Raw genomic sequence first — 22,935 nt, forward strand, 5'->3', positions numbered from 1 at the left:
GCCAGCCGGTCCGCCGCGGCCAGCGCGGGCACGACCACGGCGGCCCGCCGGGCGGCGTCCCGCTCCGCCGCCCACGCCCGCAGGTCCGGCTCCTCCTCGGCGTACCGGTCGAGCGCCCGGCGCGCCTCGTGCACCCGCCGCACGCGCTCGTCCAGCGCCCGCGCCGCCTGCCAGGCCCGTTCCGCCTCCGCGCGCAGCGCCAGCGCCTCGTCGGCCCGCTGCCCGGCCTCGCGGCCGTCCTCGTCCAGCCGCTTGAGCAGCGAGCTGAGCCACTCGGGGTCGGCCACCGCCGGCGGCTCCTCGGCGCCCGCCTCCGCGACCCGCTGCACCAGGTCGCGGTTGAGCAGGCCCAGCCGCTCCACCTCCGCGCGCCGCTCGCGGCGGTGCTCGCGGAACCACTTCTCCACGTCCAGGAAGCGCTCGGTGCCGAACAGCTTCTCCAGCAGCTTCTCCCGCTCCGCGGTCTCCGCGCGCAGGAACCGCGCGAACTCGCCCTGCGGCAGCAGCACCACCTGGAAGAACTGGTCGGCGGTCATGCCCAGCAGGGTGTCGATCTCGCGCGCCACGTCGTCGATGCGGGTGTGGCCCTCGCCCTCCCAGCCGGCCAGCCAGGTCAGCGACACCTGCGCCTGCTGGCGGGTGACGCCGTCGCCGCGCCGCTTGGGCCGGTCGTACTCGGGGCTGCGCCGGACCAGGAAGCGCCGGCCCCGCACGGTCAGCTCCAGCTCGACCACCGTCGGCGTGTCCGGGGAGGCGTAGTCGCAGCGCAGCCGCTTCACGTCGCCGCGCGCGCCCGGCACCTTCCCGAACAGCGCGAACGCCACCGCGTCGAGCAGCGTCGTCTTGCCCGCGCCCGTGTCGCCGTGCAGCAGGAACAACCCGTCCGCGCCGAGCAGGTCGAAGTCGACCTCCTCCCGCGCCGCGTACGGGCCGAACCCGCTGACCGCCAGCCGGTGCAGCTTCACCGGTCCACCTCCCGCGCCGCCGCGGCGAACGCCTCGCGCAGCAGCCCCAGCTCCCGGTCGCCCGGCCGGTCGCCGCGCACGTCCTCGACGAAGCAGCAGGCGACCTCCTCGTCGGTGCGGCCGCGCACGCGCTCGGCGAAGCGCAGCTCGCCCGCCCGCCCGGTCGCCGGCCGCCACTCCACGTGCACCGCGTGCGGGAACCGCGCCTGGAGCCGGCGCAGCGCGTCCAGCGGGCGCACCCGGTCGGTCAGCGTCACCGACAGGAAGTGGTCCACCACCGCCTCGTGCGCGGGTTCCAGCAGCAGCTCCTCCAGCTCGCCGCCGAGGGTGGCCAGCGCCCGCGGCACGGGCAGGGTCCGCTTCTCCGCGCCCACCAGGCCGCCCGCGTCCAGCTCGACCAGCCACACCAGCTTGTCGTGCCGCGCCTCGGAGAACGAGTACGCCACCGGGCTGCCCGAGTACCGCAGGTGGTCGGCCAGGGTCTGCTGCCCGTGCAGGTGGCCCAGCGCCGCGTAGTCGACCCCGGCGAACACCGAGGCCGACACGTCCTGCACGCCGCCCACCGCGATGGTGCGCTCCGACTCGCACGGCTCGCCGCCGGTCACGAACGCGTGCGCCAGCACCACCGACCTCGTGCCGGGGCGCCGGTCCAGGTCCTCCCGGACCCGCCGCATGGCCTCGGTGAGCACGCCCGCGTGGCCCTTGGCCCCCGGCACGCCCAGCGCGTGCCGCGCCGTCTCCGGCTCCAGGAACGGGATGCCGTACACCGCGACCGGCCCGTGCCCGTCGGCGAACAGCACCGGCTCGTGCAGCTCGGCCACCCGCGTGCGCAGGTGCAGCCCGCCCGCCTCGGCGAACGCGCCGAGGAAGCCCAGCCGCGTCGCCGAGTCGTGGTTGCCGGGCGTGATCACGATCCTCGCCCCGGCCGCGCGGACCCGCTTGAGCACCCGCGAGCACACCGCGACCGCCTCGGCGTTCGGCACCGCCCGGTCGAACAGGTCGCCCGCCACCACGACCACGTCCACCCGTTCGTCGGACACCAGGTCGGCCAGGCCGCCCAGCACCGCCTCCTGCTCGCGGAGCAGGTCCCGACCGTGGAAGGTCCGGCCCACGTGCCAGTCGGAGGTGTGCAGGAACCGCATGCGGGCACACGCTAGGGCCGGCCCCCGGCGGAGCCCGGGAGGGGGTCCCCGGCGTGTCGCTCGATCGAGTGATCTCACGGCGGTGGGAGATGATCTGCGGTGTGACGGAGGTCCTCAGCACGGCGGCGGTGGTCGTGGCGTTCCTGCTCGCGGGCGCCCTGGTGTTCCTGCACCGGCTCTACCAGGACGGCGTGCGGCGCGCCGACGCCGCGCTGGCCGCGGTCGCCGCCGAGCGGGAGCGCGGCGACCGGCAGTGGGCCGCGCTCCAGCGGTACGAGGTCGCGTTCTCGTCGGTCAGCGGGCGCGGCGAGCTGGGCGAGCGGGTGCTGGTGGAGACCGCGCGGGTGCTCGGCCTGCGCCAGGGCATCCACTTCGAGGTGCAGGTGGACGTCGCGGGCGGCGGGTCCGCGCGACCGGACCTGGTGCTCAACGTGGGCGGCGGCCGGCAGGTGCCGGTGGACGCGAAGATGAGCATGGCGACGTGGGCCGAGGCGGTCGAGACCGACGACCCGGGCGAGCGCGTCGACGCGCTGCGCGTGCACGTGCGCAACATCCGGGCGCGGGCCGCCGAGCTGGCCGGCAAGGGCTACCAGCGGTGGGCCGACGCGATCTACGGGACGATCATGTTCGTGCCCAACGACGCCGCCGTCGCGGCGGCCCTGGACACCGACCCCGAGCTGCTGCGGTGGCTGCTCGACCGGCGGGTGTTCCTGTGCGGGCCGACCGGGTTCGCGGTGATCGCGTCGGCGGCGATGTTCGCGGTGACCGACCGGGCGCTGGCCGACGACGTGGAGCGGGTGCGGGAGGCGGCCGGGCGCGCCCACCGGGCCGCGGACGGTGCGGTCGACGCGGTGAACCTGTCCAGCACGCACCTCCAGCGGTTCCTGTCGGCGCGCCGGCGGGAGCTCGACGCGCTGGAGGGTTTCCGGGCGGCCGTGGAGCCGCTGAGCGACGCGTCGTCCGGGGTCACGCCCTTGCCGCTGGTGCGTCGGGCGGACGAGAGCCTCGGTGCACCCCTGGACGCCCGCGAGGCGTAATAGAGTGTGGCGGACCTTCCGCCCCCGGTCGACCGAGGAGTGTGCTGCGTGACCGCTGCAACGCGTGACGACTCGCGCAGCGAGCCGGAGGACGACTTCGACGACGTCGACCGGCCCGTGCGCTGGAACGACCGGGCGATGTTCGGCACCTTCCGGGGTCTGCCCTGGTGGGCCGCCGTGCTCATCTCGTTCGTCGTGGCCGCCGTCGGCGCGTACGTGGACCTGTCCTCCGGGACGACCGTGAGCTGGGCGTTCGCCGTCGCGTTCTTCGTCGGCTGCGTCGGCGCGGTGGTGTTCGTGGAGCGGCGGTCGATGTTCGGCCCGATCGTCCAGCCGCCGCTGGTGCTGGCGATCGTCGTGCCGCTGCTGGTGGTGGTCGCGCACGGGATGCCCACGGGCGGGCTGGCCTCCGTCGGCATCGACCTGGGCAAGCCCCTGATCGACGGCTTCCCGGCGATGGCGCTGACCACGGTGTGCACGGTGGTCATCGGGATCGTGCGGGTGATGACCCAGAAGGACCCGAACCGGCTGACCGGGGACGAGGTCCGCGAGGCGAGGCGGAAGCCGGCCAGGCCCGCCAGGGGCGAGCGCGCGGAGAAGCCGGTCAGGGCGGAGAAGCCCGCCAAGGCCGAGCGCGCCGAGCAGCCGGTCAAGGCGGCGAAGGCGGCCAAGCCGGCGAAGGCGGCCAAGCCGGCCGTCGACCCGGAGGACCGCCCCCAGCGCCCGCGCCCGGACGGCGAGCGCCGCCCGAGCACTGCCGCGTCCGACGAGGACCGGCCCAAGCGCCCCCGGCCGCGCGAGGGCGCCCCCGGCGACCGGCCGCGCCGCCCGGCGTCCCGCGAGGGCCGCCCGGGGCAGCGCAAGCCCCGGCCGCCGCGCGACGAGGACTGACGGGCGCGGGGTCGACGCGGCTTCCCCGGGGCCGACCGCTACTCGGGCCGGGCCCGCGCCTCGTGCGCCAGCAGCCGGCGCTTGACCTCCACGCCCCAGCGGAAGTTCCCGGTCGCCCCGCCCGTGCGCACCACCCGGTGGCACGGCACGAACAGCGTGGCGGCGTTCTTCGCGCACGCGCTCGCCGCCGCCCGGACCGCCGCCGGGCCCCCCGCCAGCCCGGCGTACTCGGCGTAGGAGACGGTCCGGCCCGCCGGCACCGCGCGCAGCGCCGTCCACGCCTGCTCGGTGAACCCGCCCGCCCGCTGCCGCACCGGCACGTCGTCGATCGCGGCCAGGTCGCCCCGGTGGTAGGCGCGTACGGCCCGGGTCACCTCGCCCAGGTCGCGGCGGGTGGTGAGGGAGGTCGGGCGCAGCGAGGGCGAGACCTGCGGCAGCAGGTCGTTCGGGTCGGCGGTCCAGCCGCCGGCCAGCACCGCGCCGTCCGGTGCGACGACGGCGGTGAAGGGGCCCAGGTGGGTGTCGATCGTGGACACGTGCGCGGTGGTCATGCTGTTCTCCCGAGGTGCACGGCGGCGTAGGAGCGCCACGGCCGCCAGGCGTCGTCGTCTTCGGTCAGGGGGATGTCGGGCGCGCCGAGGACGCGCATCACCACGGTGGCGGCGACCCGGGGACCCACGCCGGGGAACGCGGCCAGCTCGGCGCGCAGCTCGTCGGCGTCCCGGCCCACGTCCACCCGCAGCGAGCCGTCGGCCAGGGCCCTCGCCACCGGGGAGTCGACCTCCGCCGGCCGCGGGTACAGGTGGGTGACCTCGCCGTCCGGGTGCGCCAGGGGTTCGCCGGGCGCGGTGTGGCCCAGGGCCCGCAGCAGGGTCTCCGCCCCGTCCACGCTGCCCGGCAGGCGCGCGCCAGGCCGGGACCGCACGCGGGGCCCCAGCACCGGGTCGGCGGACAGGAACCCGTCCACGGCCACCGGGTCGGCGTCCAGGTCCATCAGCCGCCGCACCCGGTTCACCGCGCTGCCCAGGTCGCGCAGGTCGGTGAGCCGCAGCGCGCACCGGACGTGGCCGTCGGCGGGCTCCAGGCGGACCGTGGCCTCGCCGTGCGGCAGGCGCAGCGAGCGGGCGTAGCGGGTGTCGGTGACGTGCTCGACGCCCGGGATCGCGGCGGCCCGGAAGTGGGCCAGCAGGCCGGCCGCGTCGAACGGCGGCCGGTAGGGCAGGCGCAGCGTGATGCGGCCGGCCGGACCGGTCGTCGCGCGGGCGGCGCGCATGGCCGACGGCGTGGTGGCGAACACCGATCGGATCGTGTCGTTGAACTGGCGGACGCCGGCGAAGCCCGCCGCGAACGCCACGTCGGAGAACGACAGGTCGGTGGTCTCGATCAGCAGGCGGGCGGAGTGCGCGCGGTGCGCCCGCGCCAGGGCCAGCGGACCGGCGCCCAGCTCGGCGGTCAGCACGCGGGTCACGTGGCGCTCGGAGTAGCCGAGGCGCTTCGCCAGGCCGGGCACGCCCTCGCGCTCCACCACGCCGTCCGAGATGAGCCGCACCGCCCGCGCGGCCAGGTCGGCGCGCAGGTTCCACTCCGGCGAGCCCGGCACGGCGTCCGGCAGGCAGCGCCGGCACGCCCGGTAGCCGGCCGCCTGCGCGGCGGCGGCCGTGCGGTGGAACTCGGCGTTGCGGCGCTTCGGCGTCACCGCCGGGCAGGACGGGCGGCAGTAGACGCGGGTGGTGCGCACCGCGAGGATGAAGCACCCGTCGAACCGGGCGTCGCGGGCGGCCACCGCCCGGTAGGCGAGTTCGTCGTCCAGGAGCACGTCGACCACTCTGCCAGGGCGTTCGGGTGAGGTCTCGCGGAAATCGGACACGGGGGTGGGGCGCGTAGACTCCCCTCCCGTGAGTTTGACCCTCGGCATCGTCGGCCTGCCCAACGTCGGCAAGTCCACCCTGTTCAACGCCCTCACGCGCAACGACGTGCTGGCGGCGAACTACCCGTTCGCGACCATCGAGCCGAACGTCGGCGTGGTGGCGCTGCCGGACGAGCGGCTCGGCCGGCTGGCCGCGGTCTTCTCCTCGGAGCGCGAGGTGCCGGCGACGGTGTCGTTCGTCGATATCGCGGGCATCGTCAAGGGCGCGTCGGAGGGCGCGGGCCTGGGCAACAAGTTCCTGGCCAACATCCGCGAGGCCAACGCGATCTGCCAGGTCATCCGGGTGTTCGCCGACGACGACGTGGTGCACGTCGACGGCCGCGTCGACCCCGCCTCCGACATCGAGACGATCAACACCGAGCTGATCCTCGCGGACCTCCAGACCCTGGAGAAGGCCATCCCGCGGCTGGAGAAGGAAGCGCGCACGGTCAAGGACCGGCGGCCGGCGCTGGAGGCCGCGAAGCAGGCGCGCGAGGTGCTGGACTCGGGCCGCACGCTGTTCTCCGCGCGGTCCGAGGTGGACGGTCCGCTGCTGCGCGAGCTGAGCCTGCTCACCACCAAGCCGTTCCTGTACGTGTTCAACGCCGACGAGGGCGTGCTCACCGACGAGGCGAAGCTCAAGGAGCTGCGCGAGCTGGTGGCCCCGGCGGACGCGGTGTTCCTCGACGCCAAGGTGGAGGCGGAGCTGCTGGAGCTGGACGACGAGTCCGCCCGGGAGCTGCTGGAGTCCATCGGCCAGCACGAGCCGGGCCTGCACGCGCTGGCGCGGGCCGGGTTCCACACGCTGGGGTTGCAGACCTACCTGACCGCGGGGCCCAAGGAGTCGCGGGCGTGGACGATCCCCAAGGGGGCCACCGCGCCGCAGGCGGCGGGCGTGATCCACACGGACTTCGAGCGCGGGTTCATCAAGGCCGAGGTGGTGTCCTTCGCCGACCTGGTGGAGGCGGGCTCGATGGCCGCGGCGCGGTCGGCGGGCAAGGTCCGCATGGAGGGCAAGGACTACGTCATGGCGGACGGCGACGTGGTGGAGTTCCGGTTCAACGTGTGACCCGCTCCGGGGCGGGGCCTCGGACCAACCCCGAACCGGCTTGACCGTGCGGTCACGGAATCCCCGGCGCCCGGCCCACGAGCACGTCAGGAACCCAGGGCGCCCAGAGCGTCCCTTCCTGGTCTCACGACCACCTGCCCGCAAGCGTTTGCGGCACCCCTGCCGCACCCGACCGGCCCTCGCGCGCCAAGCCCTCCGGCACCCGAACCCACCCCGGGGACGACCTCGGGGCGGCGCACCTGGCGCGCCGCCCCGAGGTACTGTCTGCGTGCTGTCAGCGCACCTGGTTGCGGCTGTGGCGGGCCATGGCGAAGACGCCACCCGCGGTCGCCAGCATGGCCAGGGCCGAGACGGTGAACACGACGATGTCGGCGGTCATGCGATATCCCCTTGCGTTGATCTCCCACTCGTCTTGACGTCCGAGTACCCGGTTTCGTGACCCGGTAGTCGTGCAATTCACACGAACGTGGAGGTAGGCGTGGCACTGCGGTCCCTGGAGGGGCGTGTCCTCGCCGTCGCGCCGTGGCTGTTCGGCCTGTCGCTGCTCGGACACCTGGCGATGGTCGCCTTCCAGACGAAGATGACCATGGTGGACCTGATGGTCTACCGGAACGCCTCCCCGGAGCTGTTCACGGGTCAACTCTACGACTGGCGGCTCAAGGAGTTCTCCGACCAGTTCGCCCTCCCCTTCACCTACCCGCCGTTCTCCGCGCTGGTCTTCGTGCCGCTCTCGTGGGTGCCGTGGGGCGTGGCGCGCTGGTTCTGGCAGCTGGTCAGCCTCGCCTGCCTGTGGTTCCTCACCCGGAAGTCCCTGGAGCTGGTCGGCAGCCGCGACCCGCGCCGGGCCCTGCTGTGGACCGCCCTGTTCATCTGGGTCGAACCCGTCCGCACCACGCTGAACTACGGCCAGATCAACCTGGTGCTGGCCGCCCTGCTGCTGGGCACGCTGGTCTCCGCGCGGTCCTGGGCGCAGGGCGCCGGGGTCGGCGTCGCGGCCGGCCTGAAGCTCACCCCCGCGATCTCCGGCCTCTACTTCCTCGTCACCCGCCAGTACCGGGCGGCGGCGTGGTCGGTCGTCGCGTTCGCCGCGACCGTCGGGATCGGCTGGGCGGTGTCGCCGGCGCTGTCCCGGCAGTACTGGTTCCACCTGCTCGGCGACGCGGAGCGCGTCGGGCCCGTCGGCTCCGCGATCAACCAGTCGCTGCGCGGCGCGCTGAGCCGGACCCTGGGCCACGACGTGCAGACCGGGCCGGTGTTCCTGGCCGGCGCGGTGGTGGCCGCCGTCCTCGCCGGGTTCGCCCTGCACGCCGCGGTCGGGGCGCGGGACGCGCTGGCGATGATCGTCGCCGTGCAGTTCCTGGGCCTGCTGGTGTCCCCGATCTCGTGGAGCCACCACTGGGTGTGGGCCGTGCCGGCGATCCTCTGGCTGGTCCACGGCACGACCCACCGACTGGCGAAGGTGACCGCGGTGGCGTGGCTCGCGGCGATCGGCAGCTACCTGATCTCGGTGCTGCTCATGGCCCAGGAGTCGATCTGGATCATCCCCCGCCCCTGGCACCTGGCCGCGCTGGGCTGGGTCTACCCGGCGGTGGGCCTGCTCACCCTGGTCACCGTCGCGGTGGCGCTGCGGTCACGCGAGCGCGTCGAGGACCGCGTCGATCTCCTGCGCCAGTGACGCGTCCAGCGCGGTGATCCCGCCGCTGACGTGCGTCGAGCAGCGGAAGGTCAGGGTGCGCCACCGGATGTCGATGTCGGGGTGGTGGTCGTCGCGCTCCGCGATCCCCGCGACCCGGTTCACCGCCTCCACCGCCACGGCGAAGCTCGGCAGCTCCGCGGTGCGCACCAGCGCGGCCCCCTGGGCGCGCCACTCGGGCAGGGACACCAGCGCGGCGTCCACCTGGTCGTCGGTCAGCAACTCGGCTTTGGGCATCCCCCGATCCTGCCGGTTAAACTGCCCGCCTACCACGGGAGTCCGGTGATGCGCCGGGCTGAGAGGAAGGCGCGCCGGCCTTCGACCGTCCACACCTGATCCGGGTCATGCCGGTGTAGGGAGAGATCATGCTCCGACGCGTGCTGTCCACCGCGACCGCGTTCGCGCTGCTCACCGCTTGCTCGGTGGCGGCGTCGAACGAGCCGGCGCCGGGGGAGCGGGTGGTCACGCTGGTGACCCACGACTCGTTCGCGGTGTCCCCGGAGGTCCTGGAGGCGTTCAAGGCCGAGACCGGGATCACGATCAAGCCCCTCGCCAGTGGCGACGCGGGCGAGGTCACCAACAAGCTGGTCCTGACCAAGGACAACCCCATCGGCGACGTCGCCTTCGGCGTGGACTCCACGTTCGCCTCCCGCGCGCTGAAGGAGGGCGTGTTCGCCGAGTACGCGAGCCCCGAGGCGCGGCACGGGGCCCAGCGCTACGCCCTCGAACCGGCGAACCGGCTGCACGCCGTGGACGTCGGGGACGTGTGCCTCAACGTCGACGTGGCCGCGCTCGCGGACGTGGGCGAGCCGACCGCGCTGGCCGACCTGGCCGACCCGAAGTACCGGGACATGCTGGTGGTGGAGGACCCGGCGACCTCGTCGCCGGGCCTGGCGTTCCTGCTGGGCACCATCGCCACCTTCGGGGAGCCGAACTGGCGGAACTACTGGGGGCAGCTCGCCGGCAACGGCGTGAAGGTCGTCAGCGGCTGGGAGGAGGCGTACACCCAGGACTTCTCCGGCTCCAGCGGCAAGGGGCCGCGGCCGATCGTGGTGTCCTACGCGTCCTCGCCGTCCGCGGAGATCGGCGACGACGGCACGCCGCGCACCAAGGCCCTGCTGGACACCTGCTACCGCCAGGTCGAGTACGCGGGCGTGCTCGACGGCGCGAAGAACCCCGGGGACGCCGAGCGGGTCGTGGACTTCCTGCTGTCCGAGCGGTTCCAGGCCGACGTGCCCGGCCAGATGTACGTGTACCCGTCGCGGGAGGGCGTGGCGCTGCCCGAGTCGTGGGCGAAGGCCGCGCCGCTGCCGACCTCGTCCCGGTCGCTGCCCGCCGCCGACGTCGACGCGAACCGCGAGCGCTGGGTGTCCGAGTGGCGCGCGCTGGTGCAGGGCTGACCGGCCCGTCGACCGGTCCCGGCTCGCCGGCCGGTTCGGGCTCGCCGGCCGGTTCGGGCTCGCCGGCGGGTTCGGGCCCGACCGCTCCCGGTCCGGCAGCCCCCGGTCCGGCAGCCCCCGGTCCGGCAGCCCCCGGTCCGGCAGCCCCCGGTCCGGCAGCCCCCGGTCCGGTTCGCCGGTTCCGGCCGCGCCCGGGCGTCGGGTGGGTGCTCGCGGCCCTGCTGCCGCTGGCGTTCCTGGGCGTGTTCTTCGCCTGGCCGGTGGCCGCGATCGTCGGGCTGGGGCTGGGCGGGGGCGGGGTGCTGCCGGTCCTGGCCGACGCCCGGACCTGGGAGCTGGTCGGCTTCACCGTGGGCCAGGCCGCCGCCGCGACGGTGCTGGCGCTGGTCGCCGGGATGCCGGTGGCGTTCGTGCTGGCCCGCTGCCGGGTGCGCGGCGCGGGGGTGGTGCGGGCGGCGGTGATGGTGCCGTTCGTGCTGCCGACCGTGGTGGTGGGCCTGGCGTTCCGGGCGCTGTGGCCCGACGGCGGGGTGCTGCCGATCGTGCTGGCCAACGCGTTCTTCAACGTGGCCGTGGTCGCCCGCACCGTCGGCGGCCTGTGGGCGCGCGTCGACCGGCGGGCGGAGGACGCGGCCCGCGCCCTGGGCGCGTCGCGCCCGCGCGCGTTCGCCTCGGTCGCGCTGCCCGCGCTGGCGCCCGCGATCGGGTCGGCCGCGTCGGTGGTGTTCCTGTTCTGCGCCACCAGCTTCGGCGTGGTGCTGGTGCTCGGCGGCGCCCGCCACCGCACCCTGGAGACCGAGATCTACCTGCGCACGGTGGAGCTGTTCGACCTGCCGGGCGCGGCGGCGCTGTCGCTGCTCCAGTTCGCCGCGGTGATCGCGGTGCTGGTGCTGGGCGGGGCCGCGCGGCGCCGGCGGGAGCGGGGCCTGCCGCTGCGGGTGGAGCCGCCGCGCCGGCCGACGGGCGGGGAGCGCTGGGTGGTGGCCGCCGCGTGGCTGGTGGTCGCCGCCCTGCTCACGCCGGTGGTCGGGCTGGTGGTGCGGTCGCTGGCCACCCGGGACGGCTGGAGCCTGGCCGGGTACGCGGCGCTGGCCGGCACGGGCGAGCGCGGCACGCTCGCGGTGACCGGCCTGGACGCGGCGCTGAACTCGCTGCGCGCGGCCACCGACGCGACGCTGATCGCGCTGCTGGTGGGCGTGGTGTCCGCGGTGGTGCTGGTGGGGCTGCGCCGGCGCGGCTCGTGGTTCGCCGAGGCCCTGGACACGGCGCTGATGCTGCCGCTGGGCGTGTCCGCGGTGACGGTCGGCTTCGGCTACCTGGTCACCATGGACGCGCTGCCGGGCGACTTCCGCACCTCGCCGCTGCTGGTGCCGCTGGCCCAGGCGCTGGTGGTGACGCCGCTGGTGGTGCGGGTCGTGCTGCCGGTGCTGCGGGCCGTGGACGAGCGGCTGCGGCAGGCGGCGGCGACGCTGGGCGCGGGCCCGTGGCGGGTGTGGCGCGAGGTGGACCTGCCGCTGGCGTCGCGGTCGCTGGTGGCGGCGGCCGGGTTCGGGTTCGTGGTGGCGCTGGGCGAGTTCGGCGCGACGAGCTTCCTGGCCCGGCCGGAGGCGCCGACGCTGCCGGTGGTGATCGCCCGGCTGATGTCGCGGCCGGGTGAGCTGAACAGCCAGATGGCGTACGCGGCGTGCGCGCTGCTGATGGTGGTGACCACGGTGGCCGTGCTCGCGATCGAGCGGTTGCGCGTGCCGAGCGGCGGGGAGTTCTAGTGGCGTTGCGCGTCGAGGGCCTGGCCGTGCGGTACGGCGCGGTGACCGCGGTGTCGGGGGTGGACCTGGCGGTGGCCGACGGCGAGGTGGTGGCGCTGCTGGGGCCGTCGGGCTGCGGCAAGTCGACGCTGTTGCGGGCGGTGGCCGGGCTGGAGCCGCCGGGCGCGGGCCGCGTCGCGTGGGACGGCGTGGACCTGGCGGGCACGCCCGTGCACCGGCGCGGCTTCGGCCTGGTGTTCCAGGACGGGCAGCTGTTCCCGCACCGGGACGTGGCGGGCAACGTGGCGTTCGGGCTGCGGGTACGGGGTGTGGGGCGGGCGGAGCGGGACGAGCGGGTCGACGGCCTGCTGGAGCTGGTGGGGTTGGCCGGCTACGGGCGCAGGCGGGTGACCGAGCTGTCCGGCGGTGAGCAGCAGCGGGTGGCCCTGGCGCGGGCGCTGGCGCCGCGCCCGAGGCTGCTGCTGCTCGACGAGCCGCTGTCCGCGCTGGACCGGGCGCTGCGCGAGCAGTTGGCGGTGGACCTGGCGCGGCTGCTGCGGGAGACCGGGGCGACGGCGCTGGTCGTGACGCACGACCACGACGAGGCGTTCACCCTGGCCGACCGGGTCGCGGTGATGCGGGCGGGGCGGGTGGTGCAGGTGGGCGCGCCGGCGGAGGTGTGGCGGCGGCCGGTGGACGTGGAGACGGCCCGGTTCCTGGGGTGCGGGCGGGTGCTGGCGGCCGAGGCGGCGCGGGAGCTGGTGGGTGTGGACGCGCGGGTGGGGCTGAGGGCCACGGCGCTGCGCGTCGACCCGGGCGGTCCGGTGGAGGCGACCGTGCGGGAGCGCGTGCACCGCCGCGACCACGTGCGGCTGCTGGTGGACGTGGCGGGGGAAGGGTTCGAGGCGGTGGGCCCGGTGGCCGCGCCGCCGGCGCCGGGTGACCGCGTCCGCCTGGTGGTGGACCCGGACGGGGTCGCGGTCATCGGCTGACCCGGCCCGGTGCGGCCCGGCCCGGTGCGGCTCGACCGGGCCCACCCCTCCCTCAGTCCAGGAACTTGACCAGCTCGACCCGGGACCGGATGTCCAGCCGCGTGAAGATGTTGCGCAGGTGGTGCTCCACCGTGCGGCGGCTGAGGAACAGCCGCGCCGCCACCTCCCGGTTGGTCGCCCCCTCCGCCACCAGCCGGGCGATCTGGCGCTGCTGCGGCGTCAACTCGGCACCCCGGTCGCCGGTCGGCTCCACCGGCTCACCGGTCGCGCGCAGCTCGGCCCGCGCCCGTTCGGCCCAGTGGTCGGCCTCGTAGTGCTCGAAGTGCTGCACCGCGTCGTGCAGCAGCTCCCGCGCCCGGCGCGGTTTCCGGCCCCGCCGCAACCGGGTGGCGTAGAACAGCTCGGTCTTGGCCAGCTCCAGCGCCGTCCCGGCGGCGTGGTGCAGCCGCACGGCCTCGCTGAAGTGCTCCTCGGCCTCCGCCCCGGCGGAGACCAGGGCGCGGCAGCGGTGCGACACGGCCAGCCGCGAGGTGGCGCCGGTGCTGCGCGCCCACGCCTCGTACCGGTGCAGGGCGCGGTCGGCGGTGTCGGGCCGGCCGCTGCGCACGGCGGCCTCCACGATGTCGGGCGAGGCCAGGGCCTTGATGCCCTCGTGGACGCCCCGCACGGTGGCGCCGCGCATCCGCCGCAGCGCGTCGGCGGGCCGGTCGCGGACCAGGTCCACGCACGCCGACGCCCACGCGCCGACCGTGCCGGACCGGCCCAGGCCGAGCCGGCGGACCTGGTCGGCGGCCGTGTCGATGCGGTGCAGCGCGGTGTCGGCGTCGCCGCGCAGGGCGGCGAGCAGCGCGAGGATCATCAGGTGGTCGGCGACCGCGTTGTGCTGGCCGGTGGCGGTCGCGGCGTGCACGCCCTCGAACGCGGCGGTGAGCGCGGCCTCGTGCCCGTCGACCATGAGCGCGGTCAGCGCGCGGTGGCCCAGCGCCCACGGCACGAGCGCCACCAGGCCGCTCTCCCGGGCCGCGCCGACGCCCCGGTCGGCCAGCGCGTGGGCGCGACCGGCGTCGCCCAGCACGTAGGCGGCGTGCCCGCCCCAGATCTTGGCGGTCGCGCCGGGCAGCCGTTCGGCCAGGTCGACGACGGAGCGCAGGGCGGGCGCGGCGTCCCCGTGCCGGCCCGCGTAGCTGGCGGCGGTGCCGATCAGGTGGTCCAGGGCGAGCCGGGCGGCGGGCAGCTCGTCGGGTCGCCGCCACGCCGCGGCCAGCCGGGCGACCTCGTCGTGCAGCACGTGGTCGCCCGCGACGGCCGCGGCCTCGCCGGCGAAGCCGAGCGCGGTGACCGCCAGGCCCCGGTCCCGGTCGAGCAGTTCCCCGGCGGCGCGCACGAGCCGCCGCGCGGCCACGTCCGGCGGGCCCGCGCCGACCTCCACGCCGCCGCGCACGAGGTCGGCCAGCGCCCGCACCTCGGCGTGGTCGGACAGCGGCGCGACCTCCCGCAGCACCGCGCGCGACCGGTGCGGCAGGCCCCGCCGCCAGTGGTCGGCGGCGGCGGAGAGCAGGCGGCGGGCCCGGGTGTCGGCCCCGGTGGTGGGCGCGGGGGCGCGGGGCTGGGCGCGGGCGGCGGAGGCGAAGTCGCCGCGGACCCGCGCAGCCGCGGCGGCGGTCGCCAGCCGGTCGGCCTGGGTGTCCCGGGCGCCCGGCGCGAGCACCGCCTCGTGCCAGGTCCGGCGCGGCCCGTCCGGCAGCGCCTCGGCCAGCGCGGCGTGCGCGGCGCAGCGGTCGGCCAGCGGCAGCTCGGCCAGCAGCGTCGCCCGCACCACCGGCCGCGGGTCCATCAGGGCGCCGGCCTCCTGCACGTCCGCGACCGCCAGGGCGGGCACGCGCACCAGGGCGTCCACGTCCACCTCGTCGTCGACCAGCGCCAGGGCCAGGGCCCGCCGGGCGCCGGGGGTCAGGGCGCGCAGCCGCGCCCGCAGCCGGGCCCGCAGGGCACCGCCGGGCGGCAGCACCCCGGGCGGCGGTTCGACGCCGCCGAGCTGCGCGCTGGTGAGGGACCGGACCAGCTCCACCAGGGCGAGCGGGTTGCCGCCCGCGGTGCGGGCCACGTCGTCGGCCAGCTCGGCGGGCAGCCCCGGCACCAGGTCGCGCAGCACGCGCACGCTCGTGGCGTGGTCCAGGGGCTCGACCTCCGCGGTGGGCAGGTCGGCCACCGGCTCCTCGGAGGCGATGAGCACGGCCACCGGCTCGTCCTCCAGCTCCGGCAGCGCGTCCAGCAGCCACCCCAGGTCGAGCCGGTGCGCGTCGTCCACGCACAGCAGGGTGAGCCGGGAGCCGGGGGTGAAGTCGGCGGCGGCCCGCCGCGCCGCGCGCAGCAGCGACGTCTTGCCCGAGCCCGCCTCGCCCCGCAGCACCAGCACCCCCGCGCGGCCCGACCTGGCGCGGTCGAGCACCGCGTCCACGGCGACGCGCTGGCGGTCCCGTCCCCGCAGCATGGGTCCAGTTCTGCCACACCCCGGCCCGCGCCGACAGGGCGCGGCGACCGGCGGGGCGGGTTGACAGTTGCGAGCGGCCATCCGTGGACGGGCCGGTGCGGTTACCGATGCCGCGCGCCGGCGGGTTGCGGTGCCGCACCGCACAACCGGTGGGTGGTGCCGATGCCGCGTGCCTGCCGGCTGCGACAGGGTCGTCGGGCGGTACTCCTGCGATCAGGGCCGCCGGGACCCGGTCCCGGCGGCCCGACCCCGTGACCCGGACCGCTGTGACCCGGACCGCTGTGACCCGGACCGCCGGGACCCGAGCCCCGGCGGCCCGACCCCCGTGACCCCCTGCACGAGCGAGGTGTACGACAGTGCGACTCCGCAGCACCACCCGCGCCGTCCTGGCGCTGGCCCTGGCCACCGCCGCGGCCGTCCCGACCCAGGCCCACGCGGCCGCCAACCCCTACGAGCGCGGCCCCGCGCCGACGACGGCGAGCGTGGAGGCGTCCCGCGGCCCGTTCGCCACCGCCTCCACCACCGTCGCCCGCGGCTCGGTGTCCGGCTTCGGCGGCGGCACCGTCTACTACCCGACCAGCACCGCCGAGGGCACGTTCGGCGGGGTGGCGATCTCGCCGGGCTTCACCGCCTCGCAGTCGTCGGTCGCGTGGCTGGGCCCGCGCCTGGCCTCCCAGGGCTTCGTGGTGATCACCATCGACACGAACTCGACCCTGGACCAGCCGGACAGCCGGGGCGCGCAGCTGCTCGCCGCCCTGGACTACCTGACCGGGACCAGCGCGGTGCGCGCCCGCGTGGACGCCACGCGCCTGTCGGTGATGGGCCACTCGATGGGCGGCGGCGGTTCCCTGGCCGCGAGCCGCACCCGGCCCGCCCTCCAGGCCGCGATCCCGCTGACGCCCTGGCACGGCACCAAGTCGTGGTCGACGGTCCGCGTGCCCACGATGATCATCGGCGCGGAGAGCGACACGGTCGCCCCGGTGGCCTCGCACTCGGAGCCGTTCTACGCGAGCCTCACCTCGGCGCCGGACAAGGCGTACCTGGAGCTGAACAACGGCAGCCACTCCGCGCCCACCTCGGCCAACACGACGGTGGCGAAGTACAGCATCTCGTGGCTGAAGCGGTTCGTGGACAACGACACCCGCTACGACCAGTTCCTGTGCCCCGCGCCGGCCCGCAGCAGCCTGATCGAGGAGTACCGGGCGACCTGCCCCCACTCCTAGGTCGGGTGGGCACGGCGGAGCGGGCCGAGCAGGGACCGCTCCGCCGCCCGGCCCCGGACCGGTGCGGCCCGGCCCGGGGCCACCTCCCCGCGCCCACTCCCGTCCCCCTGGCCCTTCCGCCCCTCAGTTGTCCTTGGTCGCCACGCGGATCGCCGCCAGCGACAACCCGATCAGCACGTAGCAGCCGGCCAGGGCCGCGCCCTGCCACAGCTGCCCGGTCGGCAGCGGGTCGCGCATCACGTCGCCCAGGTCGTCCCACGCCGAGGTGATCAGGTACGGGTGCAGCCAGTCCAGCGCGGGGAACACGGTCAGCACCGCGAACACGATCACGCCCGCCATGGTCGCCGCCATCACCACCAGCGGGTGCTCGGTGCACGCCGAGATCGCCAGCGCGACCGCCGCGACCCCCCACACCTGCACGGTGACCAGCAGCACCGCCAGCGCCACCCGCCCGAGCCCCGCGCCGAACGGCAGCGTGCTGCCCGACAGCGTCAGCAGCCCGTCGCCGCCGAACAGCACCACGCCGGTGATCGTGCCGACCACCGCCAGCAGGGTGACCGCGAGCAGCGTCATCGCGGCCACGCCGAACGCCTTGATCGCCAGCAGCCGCATCCGCCCGACCGGCGCCACCACCAGCCCGCGCAGCGTGCCGTGCTGCGCCTCGCCCGCCAGCCCGTCCGCCGCCCAGATCGCGCCCACCAGCGGCAGCAGCAGCGGCAGCGCCAGGGACAGCGTGAACACCGGCAGCACCAGGCCGTTGCCGGAGATGATCCCGGCCAGGCCGGGGATCGACGAGCCCCCGCCGTTCGCCTCGACCCACAGGCCGATGCCCGGCACCACCGGCACCAGGCACAGCAGCGCCAGACCGATCACCGTCCGCGGCCGGCGCAGTATCCACCGCAGCTCCGAGCGCAGCTGCCGGCCCAGCGGGGCGCGTGCGGCCACGAGCGCGCTCATCGGGTCCCCTCCTCGATCGTGTCCACCGCGGACAGGTTGTGCTCGGCCTCCTCGGCCTCGGTGAGCCGGGCGAACAGGTCCTCCAGCCCCGTGCGGTACCGGCGCGCCTCGTGCACCGCGACCCCCGCGCGCACCAGCGCCTCCAGCACCGCGGGCGCGGTCGTGCCGATCAACTCCACCCGCACGCCCCGCTCGTCGCCGTCCGCGGCCAGGGGCCGCGCCGAGATCCGGCCCGCGCGCAGCGCGGACAGCGCCTGCTCCACGTCCGGCGTGGTGACCAGCAGCGAGCTGCTGTCGGCCTGGAGCAGCTCGGCCAGCCCGCCCTGCGCCACCACGGTGCCCCGGTGCAGCACGGCCACGTGCGTGCAGGTCGCCTCGATCTCGCTGAGCAGGTGCGAGGACACCAGCACCGTGCTGCCCGCCCCGTGCAGGTCGGCGATCACGCCGCGCACCTCGCGGGTGCCCGCCGGGTCCAGGCCGTTGGTCGGCTCGTCCAGCACGATCAGCCGGCGCGGCACCAGCAGCGCCGCGGCCAGGCCCAACCGCTGCTTCATGCCCAGCGAGTAGCCCCGGTAGCGGCGGTGCGCGGCGGCGGCCAGCCCGACCCGCTCCAGCGCGTCCTCCACCGCCTGCCGGAGCGAACCGGTGGCCAGCAGCGGTTCGAACGCCGCCGCCCGCCGCAGGTTCTCCCGCCCCGACAGGAACGGGTGGAACCCCGGACCCTCGACCAGCGCGCCCACGTGCGGCAGCGCGGCGCCCGCGCCGTCGGGCAGGGCCTGCCCCAGCAGCTCGACCTCACCCCCGGTCGGCCGCACCAGCCCCAGCAGCATCCGGATCGTGGTGGTCTTGCCCGACCCGTTCGGGCCGAGCATCCCCAGCACCGCCCCCTCGGGCACGTCGAGGTCCACCCGGTCCACCGCGACCGTCCGCCCGTACACCTTGCGCAGCCCCCGCGTCCGGGCGGCGAGGACCGGGGTGGAGCCGGCGGTCACCGGCTCCACCCGCGCGCTGGTCGAGGTGGTCACTTCACCTGGCCGATCGCCTCGGTCAGCACCTGCTCCGGCACCGCGCCCACGGCCACCCGGCCGTCGTCGGCGATCAGCACGCCGCCGACCCGGGCGGTGATCAGCGTGCCCGAGCCCCACGGGCCGCTGACCTGCTTGCCCAACTGCCGCAGCAGGCCCTGGACGTCGGCGCCGCGCTCCCGGCGGCCCTCCCACTCGCCGTCCTGGCCGTCCTCGCCGGAGGGCCGCGGGTCGAGGTTCGCCAACGCGTCCGCGGGCACGCGGGCGACCAGCACGGTGTCCCAGCCCTCGCCGACGACCCTCGGGTCCGCCTCGGTCAGCGCCCGGTCCACGGCCGAGCGGTCCTCGGCGGTCACGTCCTCCGGCCGCACCTCGGTCACCTCGGCCCCGGCGGGCGGGGTGAACGCGAACAGCGCCGCGTCCTGCGGGCCGACCTCCAGGTCGGAGAACCCGACCTGGACGGCGGGCGCGTTCGTGCCGTTGGTCAGCACGGACACCCGCAGCGGCGCGCGCAGCTCCGCGTCGACCGCCACCCGCACCTCCCGCAGCACGGTCCGCTCGGTCGGCTTCGGCGTCAGCACCAGCTCGTAGGCGGCCCGACCGGCCACCCGCGCGGTGCCGTCCACCGTGACGTCGCTGAACTCCTGCACCCGGGACACGACGTCGCGAGCCAGCGTCACCGGGTCGCTCGGCGCGCCCTCCACGCGCTCGTGCGCCGCGACGCCGCCGTGCGACACCTTCCGCACGGTCTGCTCGGCCGAGTCCCACAGCCACGACGTCCGACCGTCGTCGACGAACGTCTTCTCCGACTCGCCCGCGGGCAGCTGCACCCGCACCCGGCCGGCGCCGTCGGTCCACATGCGCAGCGAACTGGCGCCGTCGGACAGCTGCGGCATCCCGGCCAGGGCCGGGATGCCCAGGTCGTTGTCCACCTCGACGGCGCCGCCGAACGCGGTGGGCTCCGCCGTGATCACGGACTCGACCAGGGACTCGGCCGTGACGTCCGGCAGCACCGGGGCCGGGCCCGCGCCGGCGGGCATCGCCAGCACCCCCAGCCCCGTGGCCCCGGCGACCACACCGACCGCCGCCACGGCCACGGTCACCCTCCTGCGGTTCATGACCCCTCCTCCTGGGCGCCGGCCCGCTCCGTGCGGCCCGACAGCACCGACCTTCCCCCTCCCGGCCTGAGACGGGGCTGAGAGCCTGAGAGAGCACTGAGAGCGCACCCCGATCGTCCCACCGACCGGGCATGCTGTGGGGCGTGAGACCACGGGTGCTGGTAGTGGACGACGAGGTGGGCGTGCGGCGGGCGCTGGAGCGCGGCCTGTCCGCCGAGGGCATGGAGGTCGTCACCGCCGCCGACGGCCCCAACGCCCTGCGCGTGGCGCTGACCGGCGCGTTCGACGTGGTGCTGCTGGACATCATGCTGCCCGGCCTGTCCGGCTACCGGGTGCTCCAGCGGATGCGCGCCGAGGGCGTGCGCACCCCCGTGCTCATGGTGTCGGCCAAGGACGGCGAGGTCGACCAGGCCGACGGCCTCGACCTGGGCGCCGACGGCTACCTGGTCAAACCGTTCTCGTTCGTGGTCCTCGTGGCCCAGGTGCGGGCCCTGCTGCGGCGCAACTCGGTCGACCTGGCGCGGCGGCGGCTCAAGCTCGGCGAACTGGTCGTGGACCGGGCCGCCCGCGAGGTCAGCTGGGCGGGCGAGCCGGTGTCGCTGTCACCGCGCGAGTACGCGGTGCTCGACGTGCTGGCCGGCCGCGCCGGGTCCGTGGTCACCAAGGACGAGCTGCTGCGCACCGTCTGGGGCGACGAACTGGCCGCCACCCGCAACGCGGTGGAGGTCTACGTCGGCTACCTGCGGCGCAAGCTGGAGGCCATGGGCGCGGACGAGGTCGTGCGCACCGTGCGCGGCCACGGCTACCTGGCGTCCACGCCCGACCTCGACGCGGCCCTGGGCTCGGCCAGGCGCAGGTGAGCCCGCGCCGCTGGTGGCTGCGCCGCACGCTGCGGTTCCGCATCACCGTCGTGGCCACCGGCGTGGCGCTGCTGTGCCTGCTCGCGTTCACCCTCCTCGCCCCCCGGCTCATCGGGTCGGTGCAGGTCAGCGCGGTGGACGCGGAGCTGGCGCGGTCCGGGTCGGTGCGCGTGCTCGACAGCGCGGGCGCACCCCTGGACGGCGGCCCGCCCACCGGCCTGACCGCCGCCGACATCCGGGCGCTCAAGTCGGGGGAGCCGGTGCTGCGCGTCGACGGCGCGAGCGCCTACCGGTGGACCGGGCGGGTCGTGTTCGCCGCCGACGGCACGCCCCGGCTGCACGTCGCCGGGCACACCCTGCTCGGCTACCGGGAGGCAAACCGCCTGGGCACCCGGTGGCTGCTGCTGGCCGCCGTGCTGGTGGCGGGCCTGGTGGGCATCGCCACCTGGCTGTCGGTGCGCTCGTCGCTGCGGCCGGTGGAGCGGATGCGGGTGGCGGCGGCCGAGCTGCCGCGCGGCCGGCGGCTGCCCGTGCCCGCCGCCCGCGACGAGTTGCAGGCCCTCGCCGTGGCCCTCAACGCGCTGCTGGCGCGGCGCGACGAGGCGACCGAGCGGCTGCGGCGGTTCACCGGCGACGCCGCGCACGAGCTGCGGTCCCCGGTGACGTCCGTGCGGGCACAGGCGGAAGTGGCCGTCGCCCACCCCGACCCGGACTTCTCCATCGAGGTGCTGGAGTCCGTGGTCGAGGAGTCCCAGCGGCTGTCCGCGCTGGTCGACGCCCTGCTGATCCTCGCCCGCGCCGACACCGGCGAACTGCCGCGCGCCGAACCGGTCGACCTGGTGCTCCAGGTCCAGGCGGCCGTCGACCGGCTCGACACGGACCTGCTCGTGCGGGTCGCCGCCCCGATGAGCGCCTGCCTGATCCCGGCCGCGCGCACCGAGGTCGAACTGGTGGTGGACAACCTGCTGCGCAACGCCGCCCGGCACGCGCGCACGTTCATCCGGATCTCGGTGCTGCCCGCCGCGCGCGAGGTGCGGCTCGTCGTGGACGACGACGGGCACGGCATCCCCGAGGAGCACCGCCGCAAGGTGTTCGACCGCTTCTACCGCGTCGAGTCGGACCGGGGCCGCGCCACCGGCGGCTCCGGCCTGGGCCTGGCGCTGGTCGCGCACCTGGTGGAGCGGCGGCGCGGGACCGTGCGGGCGGCCGAGTCACCCGAGGGCGGCGCCCGCCTGGAGGTCCGCTGGCCGGCCTACCGCTGACCACCCGTTCCGCCACCGACCCACCCACCGGCAATCCCCGCCGTCCTCCCTACACCTCCCGCCGTCCTCCCCCGACGCCCCCGACATCCTCCCGACGGCGGCCCCCACATCCCTCCCGACGTCGTCCTCCCCACATCCCCCCTCCGGGGTGGGAAGATCCCGGCCGTGCCCGAGCTGAGGAACACCACCCTGGTCGACGCGCCCCTGCGCACCGTCGCCGCCGCGCTGCTGGACGGCCTGCTGCTGGCCCGCGCGGTCCGGGGCCTCGGCGTCCGGATCTCGGGCGAACCCGTCCTCTACCGGGGCGCCTCCCTGACCGGCTCCGTGGGCCCGGTCACCGGCGTGCTGGTCGTGACCCGCGCGGACACCACCGGCGTCTCGGCCGAACTGGTGGGCGGCCCCCTGCCGGCACTGACCCTGACCACCGACCTCCTGCACACCGGCGGCGGCACCATGGTCGTCGACTCGGTCGAGTGGACCAGCCCCGGCGGCCCGGTAGGCCGCCTGGCCGACGTCGTCGTGGGTCGCGGCCTGGCCCTGAAGGTCCTCCAGGCCCGAGCCCGAGCCCTCTCCCACCGCTCCGTCGAACTCCTCGACGCCCGCGTGGTGGTGGGCGCCGCCATCATCCGCGACGGCCTCCTCCTGGCCCAGCAGCGCGCCTACCCGCCCGACGCCGCCGGCCGCTGGGAACTCCCCGGCGGCCGCGTCGAACCCGGCGAGACCGACCACGACGCCCTCGTCCGCGAGTGCCGGGAGGAACTGGGCGTCACCGTCACCCCCGACGCACCCCTGAGCCCGGACGTCCCCCTGCGCCCCGACCTCCTCCTGCGCGCCTACACCGCCCACCTGGACACCGGCACCCCCACCCCGGTCGACCACCAGGCCGTCCGCTGGATCGGCCCCACCGAACTGGCCACCCTCGACTGGCTCCCCGCCGACCGGGTCCTCCTCCCGGCCCTGCACCCCCTCCTCACCCCCTGACCCCGCGAGTCGAACACTCACGACACCCGTGTCGAACACTCACGACACCCGTGTCGAACGTTCAGGACCCCCGAGTTCAACACTCGGGACCGCTCACGGGGTCGCCCGGCGAACGCGAGTGCGGAACTCACCGGTCCCGAACGTTCGACACGGTGGTCCCGAACGTTCGACTCGCGGG

At 76.0% G+C, this 22,935-nt stretch carries 20 protein-coding genes; 11 read left to right on the forward strand and 9 right to left on the reverse strand.

What is annotated here, in order from left to right; genetic code table 11:
• Nucleotides 1-965: AAA family ATPase (locus tag ACFP3R_RS36545; RefSeq protein WP_380643410.1), on the reverse strand; the 965-nt coding region annotated here is incomplete at its 3' end.
• Complete coding sequence (locus ACFP3R_RS36550; protein ID WP_380643412.1) at nucleotides 962-2,107, reverse strand: metallophosphoesterase family protein; 1,146 nt, start codon at nucleotides 2,105-2,107, stop codon at nucleotides 962-964. The genes ACFP3R_RS36550 and ACFP3R_RS36545, both read right to left, overlap by 4 nt.
• Before the next feature lie 89 nt (nucleotides 2,108-2,196).
• Here ACFP3R_RS36550 and ACFP3R_RS36555 point away from each other — a divergent pair, with 89 nt between their 5' ends.
• Together ACFP3R_RS36555 and ACFP3R_RS36560 are read left to right on the forward strand one after the other, a co-directional pair.
• Nucleotides 2,197-3,144, forward strand: a complete 948-nt coding sequence (locus ACFP3R_RS36555; RefSeq protein WP_380643445.1) for a DNA recombination protein RmuC — start codon at nucleotides 2,197-2,199, stop codon at nucleotides 3,142-3,144.
• Between the two features lie 48 nt (nucleotides 3,145-3,192).
• On the forward strand, nucleotides 3,193-4,035 hold the full coding sequence (locus tag ACFP3R_RS36560) for a DUF6542 domain-containing protein (RefSeq protein ID WP_380643414.1): 843 nt from the start codon (nucleotides 3,193-3,195) through the stop codon (nucleotides 4,033-4,035).
• Between the two features lie 38 nt (nucleotides 4,036-4,073).
• Here the strand turns inward: ACFP3R_RS36560 and ACFP3R_RS36565 are convergent, their stop codons facing one another.
• Nucleotides 4,074-4,586 carry a methylated-DNA--[protein]-cysteine S-methyltransferase gene (locus tag ACFP3R_RS36565; protein ID WP_380643416.1) on the reverse strand — a complete coding sequence of 171 codons (513 nt, stop codon included), beginning with the start codon at nucleotides 4,584-4,586 and terminating at the stop codon, nucleotides 4,074-4,076.
• Nucleotides 4,583-5,851, reverse strand: a complete 1,269-nt coding sequence (locus tag ACFP3R_RS36570) for a DNA-3-methyladenine glycosylase 2 family protein (RefSeq protein WP_380643447.1) — start codon at nucleotides 5,849-5,851, stop codon at nucleotides 4,583-4,585. The genes ACFP3R_RS36565 and ACFP3R_RS36570 overlap by 4 nt, the downstream gene beginning before the upstream one ends.
• 79 nt (nucleotides 5,852-5,930) lie before the next feature.
• Between ACFP3R_RS36570 and ychF the strand changes: the two genes are divergently transcribed.
• Both ychF and ACFP3R_RS36580 read left to right on the forward strand, forming a co-directional pair.
• Nucleotides 5,931-7,010, forward strand: coding sequence for a redox-regulated ATPase YchF (gene ychF, locus ACFP3R_RS36575; RefSeq protein ID WP_380643418.1), 1,080 nt, complete (start codon nucleotides 5,931-5,933; stop codon nucleotides 7,008-7,010).
• Nucleotides 7,011-7,488: 478 nt separating this feature from the next.
• Complete coding sequence (locus ACFP3R_RS36580) at nucleotides 7,489-8,685, forward strand: mannosyltransferase (protein ID WP_380643420.1); 1,197 nt, start codon at nucleotides 7,489-7,491, stop codon at nucleotides 8,683-8,685.
• Here ACFP3R_RS36580 and ACFP3R_RS36585 read toward each other — a convergent pair.
• Nucleotides 8,641-8,940: a 4a-hydroxytetrahydrobiopterin dehydratase gene (locus tag ACFP3R_RS36585; protein ID WP_380643422.1), complete on the reverse strand. Its 300-nt coding sequence runs from the start codon at nucleotides 8,938-8,940 to the stop codon at nucleotides 8,641-8,643. The two genes, ACFP3R_RS36580 and ACFP3R_RS36585, sit on opposite strands and share 45 nt — an antisense overlap.
• A 128-nt stretch (nucleotides 8,941-9,068) precedes the next feature.
• Between ACFP3R_RS36585 and ACFP3R_RS36590 the strand changes: the two genes are divergently transcribed.
• From ACFP3R_RS36590 to ACFP3R_RS36600, 3 genes are all read left to right on the forward strand, one after another.
• Nucleotides 9,069-10,103 carry a thiamine ABC transporter substrate-binding protein gene (locus tag ACFP3R_RS36590; protein ID WP_380643423.1) on the forward strand — a complete coding sequence of 345 codons (1,035 nt, stop codon included), beginning with the start codon at nucleotides 9,069-9,071 and terminating at the stop codon, nucleotides 10,101-10,103.
• A 206-nt stretch (nucleotides 10,104-10,309) separates the two neighbouring features.
• Nucleotides 10,310-11,869, forward strand: a complete 1,560-nt coding sequence (locus ACFP3R_RS36595; protein WP_380643425.1) for an ABC transporter permease — start codon at nucleotides 10,310-10,312, stop codon at nucleotides 11,867-11,869.
• The gene (locus ACFP3R_RS36600; RefSeq protein WP_380643427.1) at nucleotides 11,869-12,840 is read left to right on the forward strand and encodes an ABC transporter ATP-binding protein; all 972 of its coding nucleotides are present in this window, start codon (nucleotides 11,869-11,871) and stop codon (nucleotides 12,838-12,840) included. The genes ACFP3R_RS36595 and ACFP3R_RS36600 overlap by 1 nt, the downstream gene beginning before the upstream one ends.
• 52 nt (nucleotides 12,841-12,892) lie before the next feature.
• Here the strand turns inward: ACFP3R_RS36600 and ACFP3R_RS36605 are convergent, their stop codons facing one another.
• Nucleotides 12,893-15,331 (reverse strand): LuxR C-terminal-related transcriptional regulator, encoded by a 2,439-nt coding sequence (locus ACFP3R_RS36605; RefSeq protein ID WP_380643429.1) that lies wholly within the window; start codon nucleotides 15,329-15,331, stop codon nucleotides 12,893-12,895.
• A gap of 356 nt (nucleotides 15,332-15,687) precedes the next feature.
• Here ACFP3R_RS36605 and ACFP3R_RS36610 point away from each other — a divergent pair, with 356 nt between their 5' ends.
• Nucleotides 15,688-16,554 (forward strand): poly(ethylene terephthalate) hydrolase family protein, encoded by an 867-nt coding sequence (locus tag ACFP3R_RS36610; protein ID WP_380643431.1) that lies wholly within the window; start codon nucleotides 15,688-15,690, stop codon nucleotides 16,552-16,554.
• A 123-nt stretch (nucleotides 16,555-16,677) separates the two neighbouring features.
• Here the strand turns inward: ACFP3R_RS36610 and ACFP3R_RS36615 are convergent, their stop codons facing one another.
• From ACFP3R_RS36615 to ACFP3R_RS36625, 3 genes are read right to left on the reverse strand one after another with little or no spacing between them, the layout of a single operon-like run.
• Nucleotides 16,678-17,511 (reverse strand): ABC transporter permease, encoded by an 834-nt coding sequence (locus tag ACFP3R_RS36615; RefSeq protein ID WP_380643433.1) that lies wholly within the window; start codon nucleotides 17,509-17,511, stop codon nucleotides 16,678-16,680.
• Nucleotides 17,508-18,536: an ABC transporter ATP-binding protein gene (locus ACFP3R_RS36620; protein WP_380643435.1), complete on the reverse strand. Its 1,029-nt coding sequence runs from the start codon at nucleotides 18,534-18,536 to the stop codon at nucleotides 17,508-17,510. The genes ACFP3R_RS36615 and ACFP3R_RS36620 overlap by 4 nt, the downstream gene beginning before the upstream one ends.
• On the reverse strand, nucleotides 18,533-19,654 hold the full coding sequence (locus tag ACFP3R_RS36625) for a LolA family protein (RefSeq protein WP_380643437.1): 1,122 nt from the start codon (nucleotides 19,652-19,654) through the stop codon (nucleotides 18,533-18,535). Before ACFP3R_RS36625 ends, ACFP3R_RS36620 begins: the two co-directional genes overlap by 4 nt.
• Before the next feature lie 131 nt (nucleotides 19,655-19,785).
• Between ACFP3R_RS36625 and ACFP3R_RS36630 the strand changes: the two genes are divergently transcribed.
• The 3 genes from ACFP3R_RS36630 (at nucleotide 19,786) to ACFP3R_RS36640 (ending at nucleotide 22,757) form a co-directional block, all read left to right on the forward strand.
• The gene (locus ACFP3R_RS36630) at nucleotides 19,786-20,514 is read left to right on the forward strand and encodes a response regulator transcription factor (protein ID WP_380643439.1); all 729 of its coding nucleotides are present in this window, start codon (nucleotides 19,786-19,788) and stop codon (nucleotides 20,512-20,514) included.
• On the forward strand, nucleotides 20,511-21,776 hold the full coding sequence (locus tag ACFP3R_RS36635) for a sensor histidine kinase (protein ID WP_380643441.1): 1,266 nt from the start codon (nucleotides 20,511-20,513) through the stop codon (nucleotides 21,774-21,776). Before ACFP3R_RS36630 ends, ACFP3R_RS36635 begins: the two co-directional genes overlap by 4 nt.
• A 165-nt stretch (nucleotides 21,777-21,941) precedes the next feature.
• Nucleotides 21,942-22,757: an NUDIX domain-containing protein gene (locus ACFP3R_RS36640; protein WP_380643443.1), complete on the forward strand. Its 816-nt coding sequence runs from the start codon at nucleotides 21,942-21,944 to the stop codon at nucleotides 22,755-22,757.
• Nucleotides 22,758-22,935: the final 178 nt, after the last annotated feature.

The organism is Saccharothrix lopnurensis (assembly GCF_042658445.1).
Lineage (GTDB): Bacteria > Actinomycetota > Actinomycetes > Mycobacteriales > Pseudonocardiaceae > Actinosynnema > Actinosynnema lopnurensis.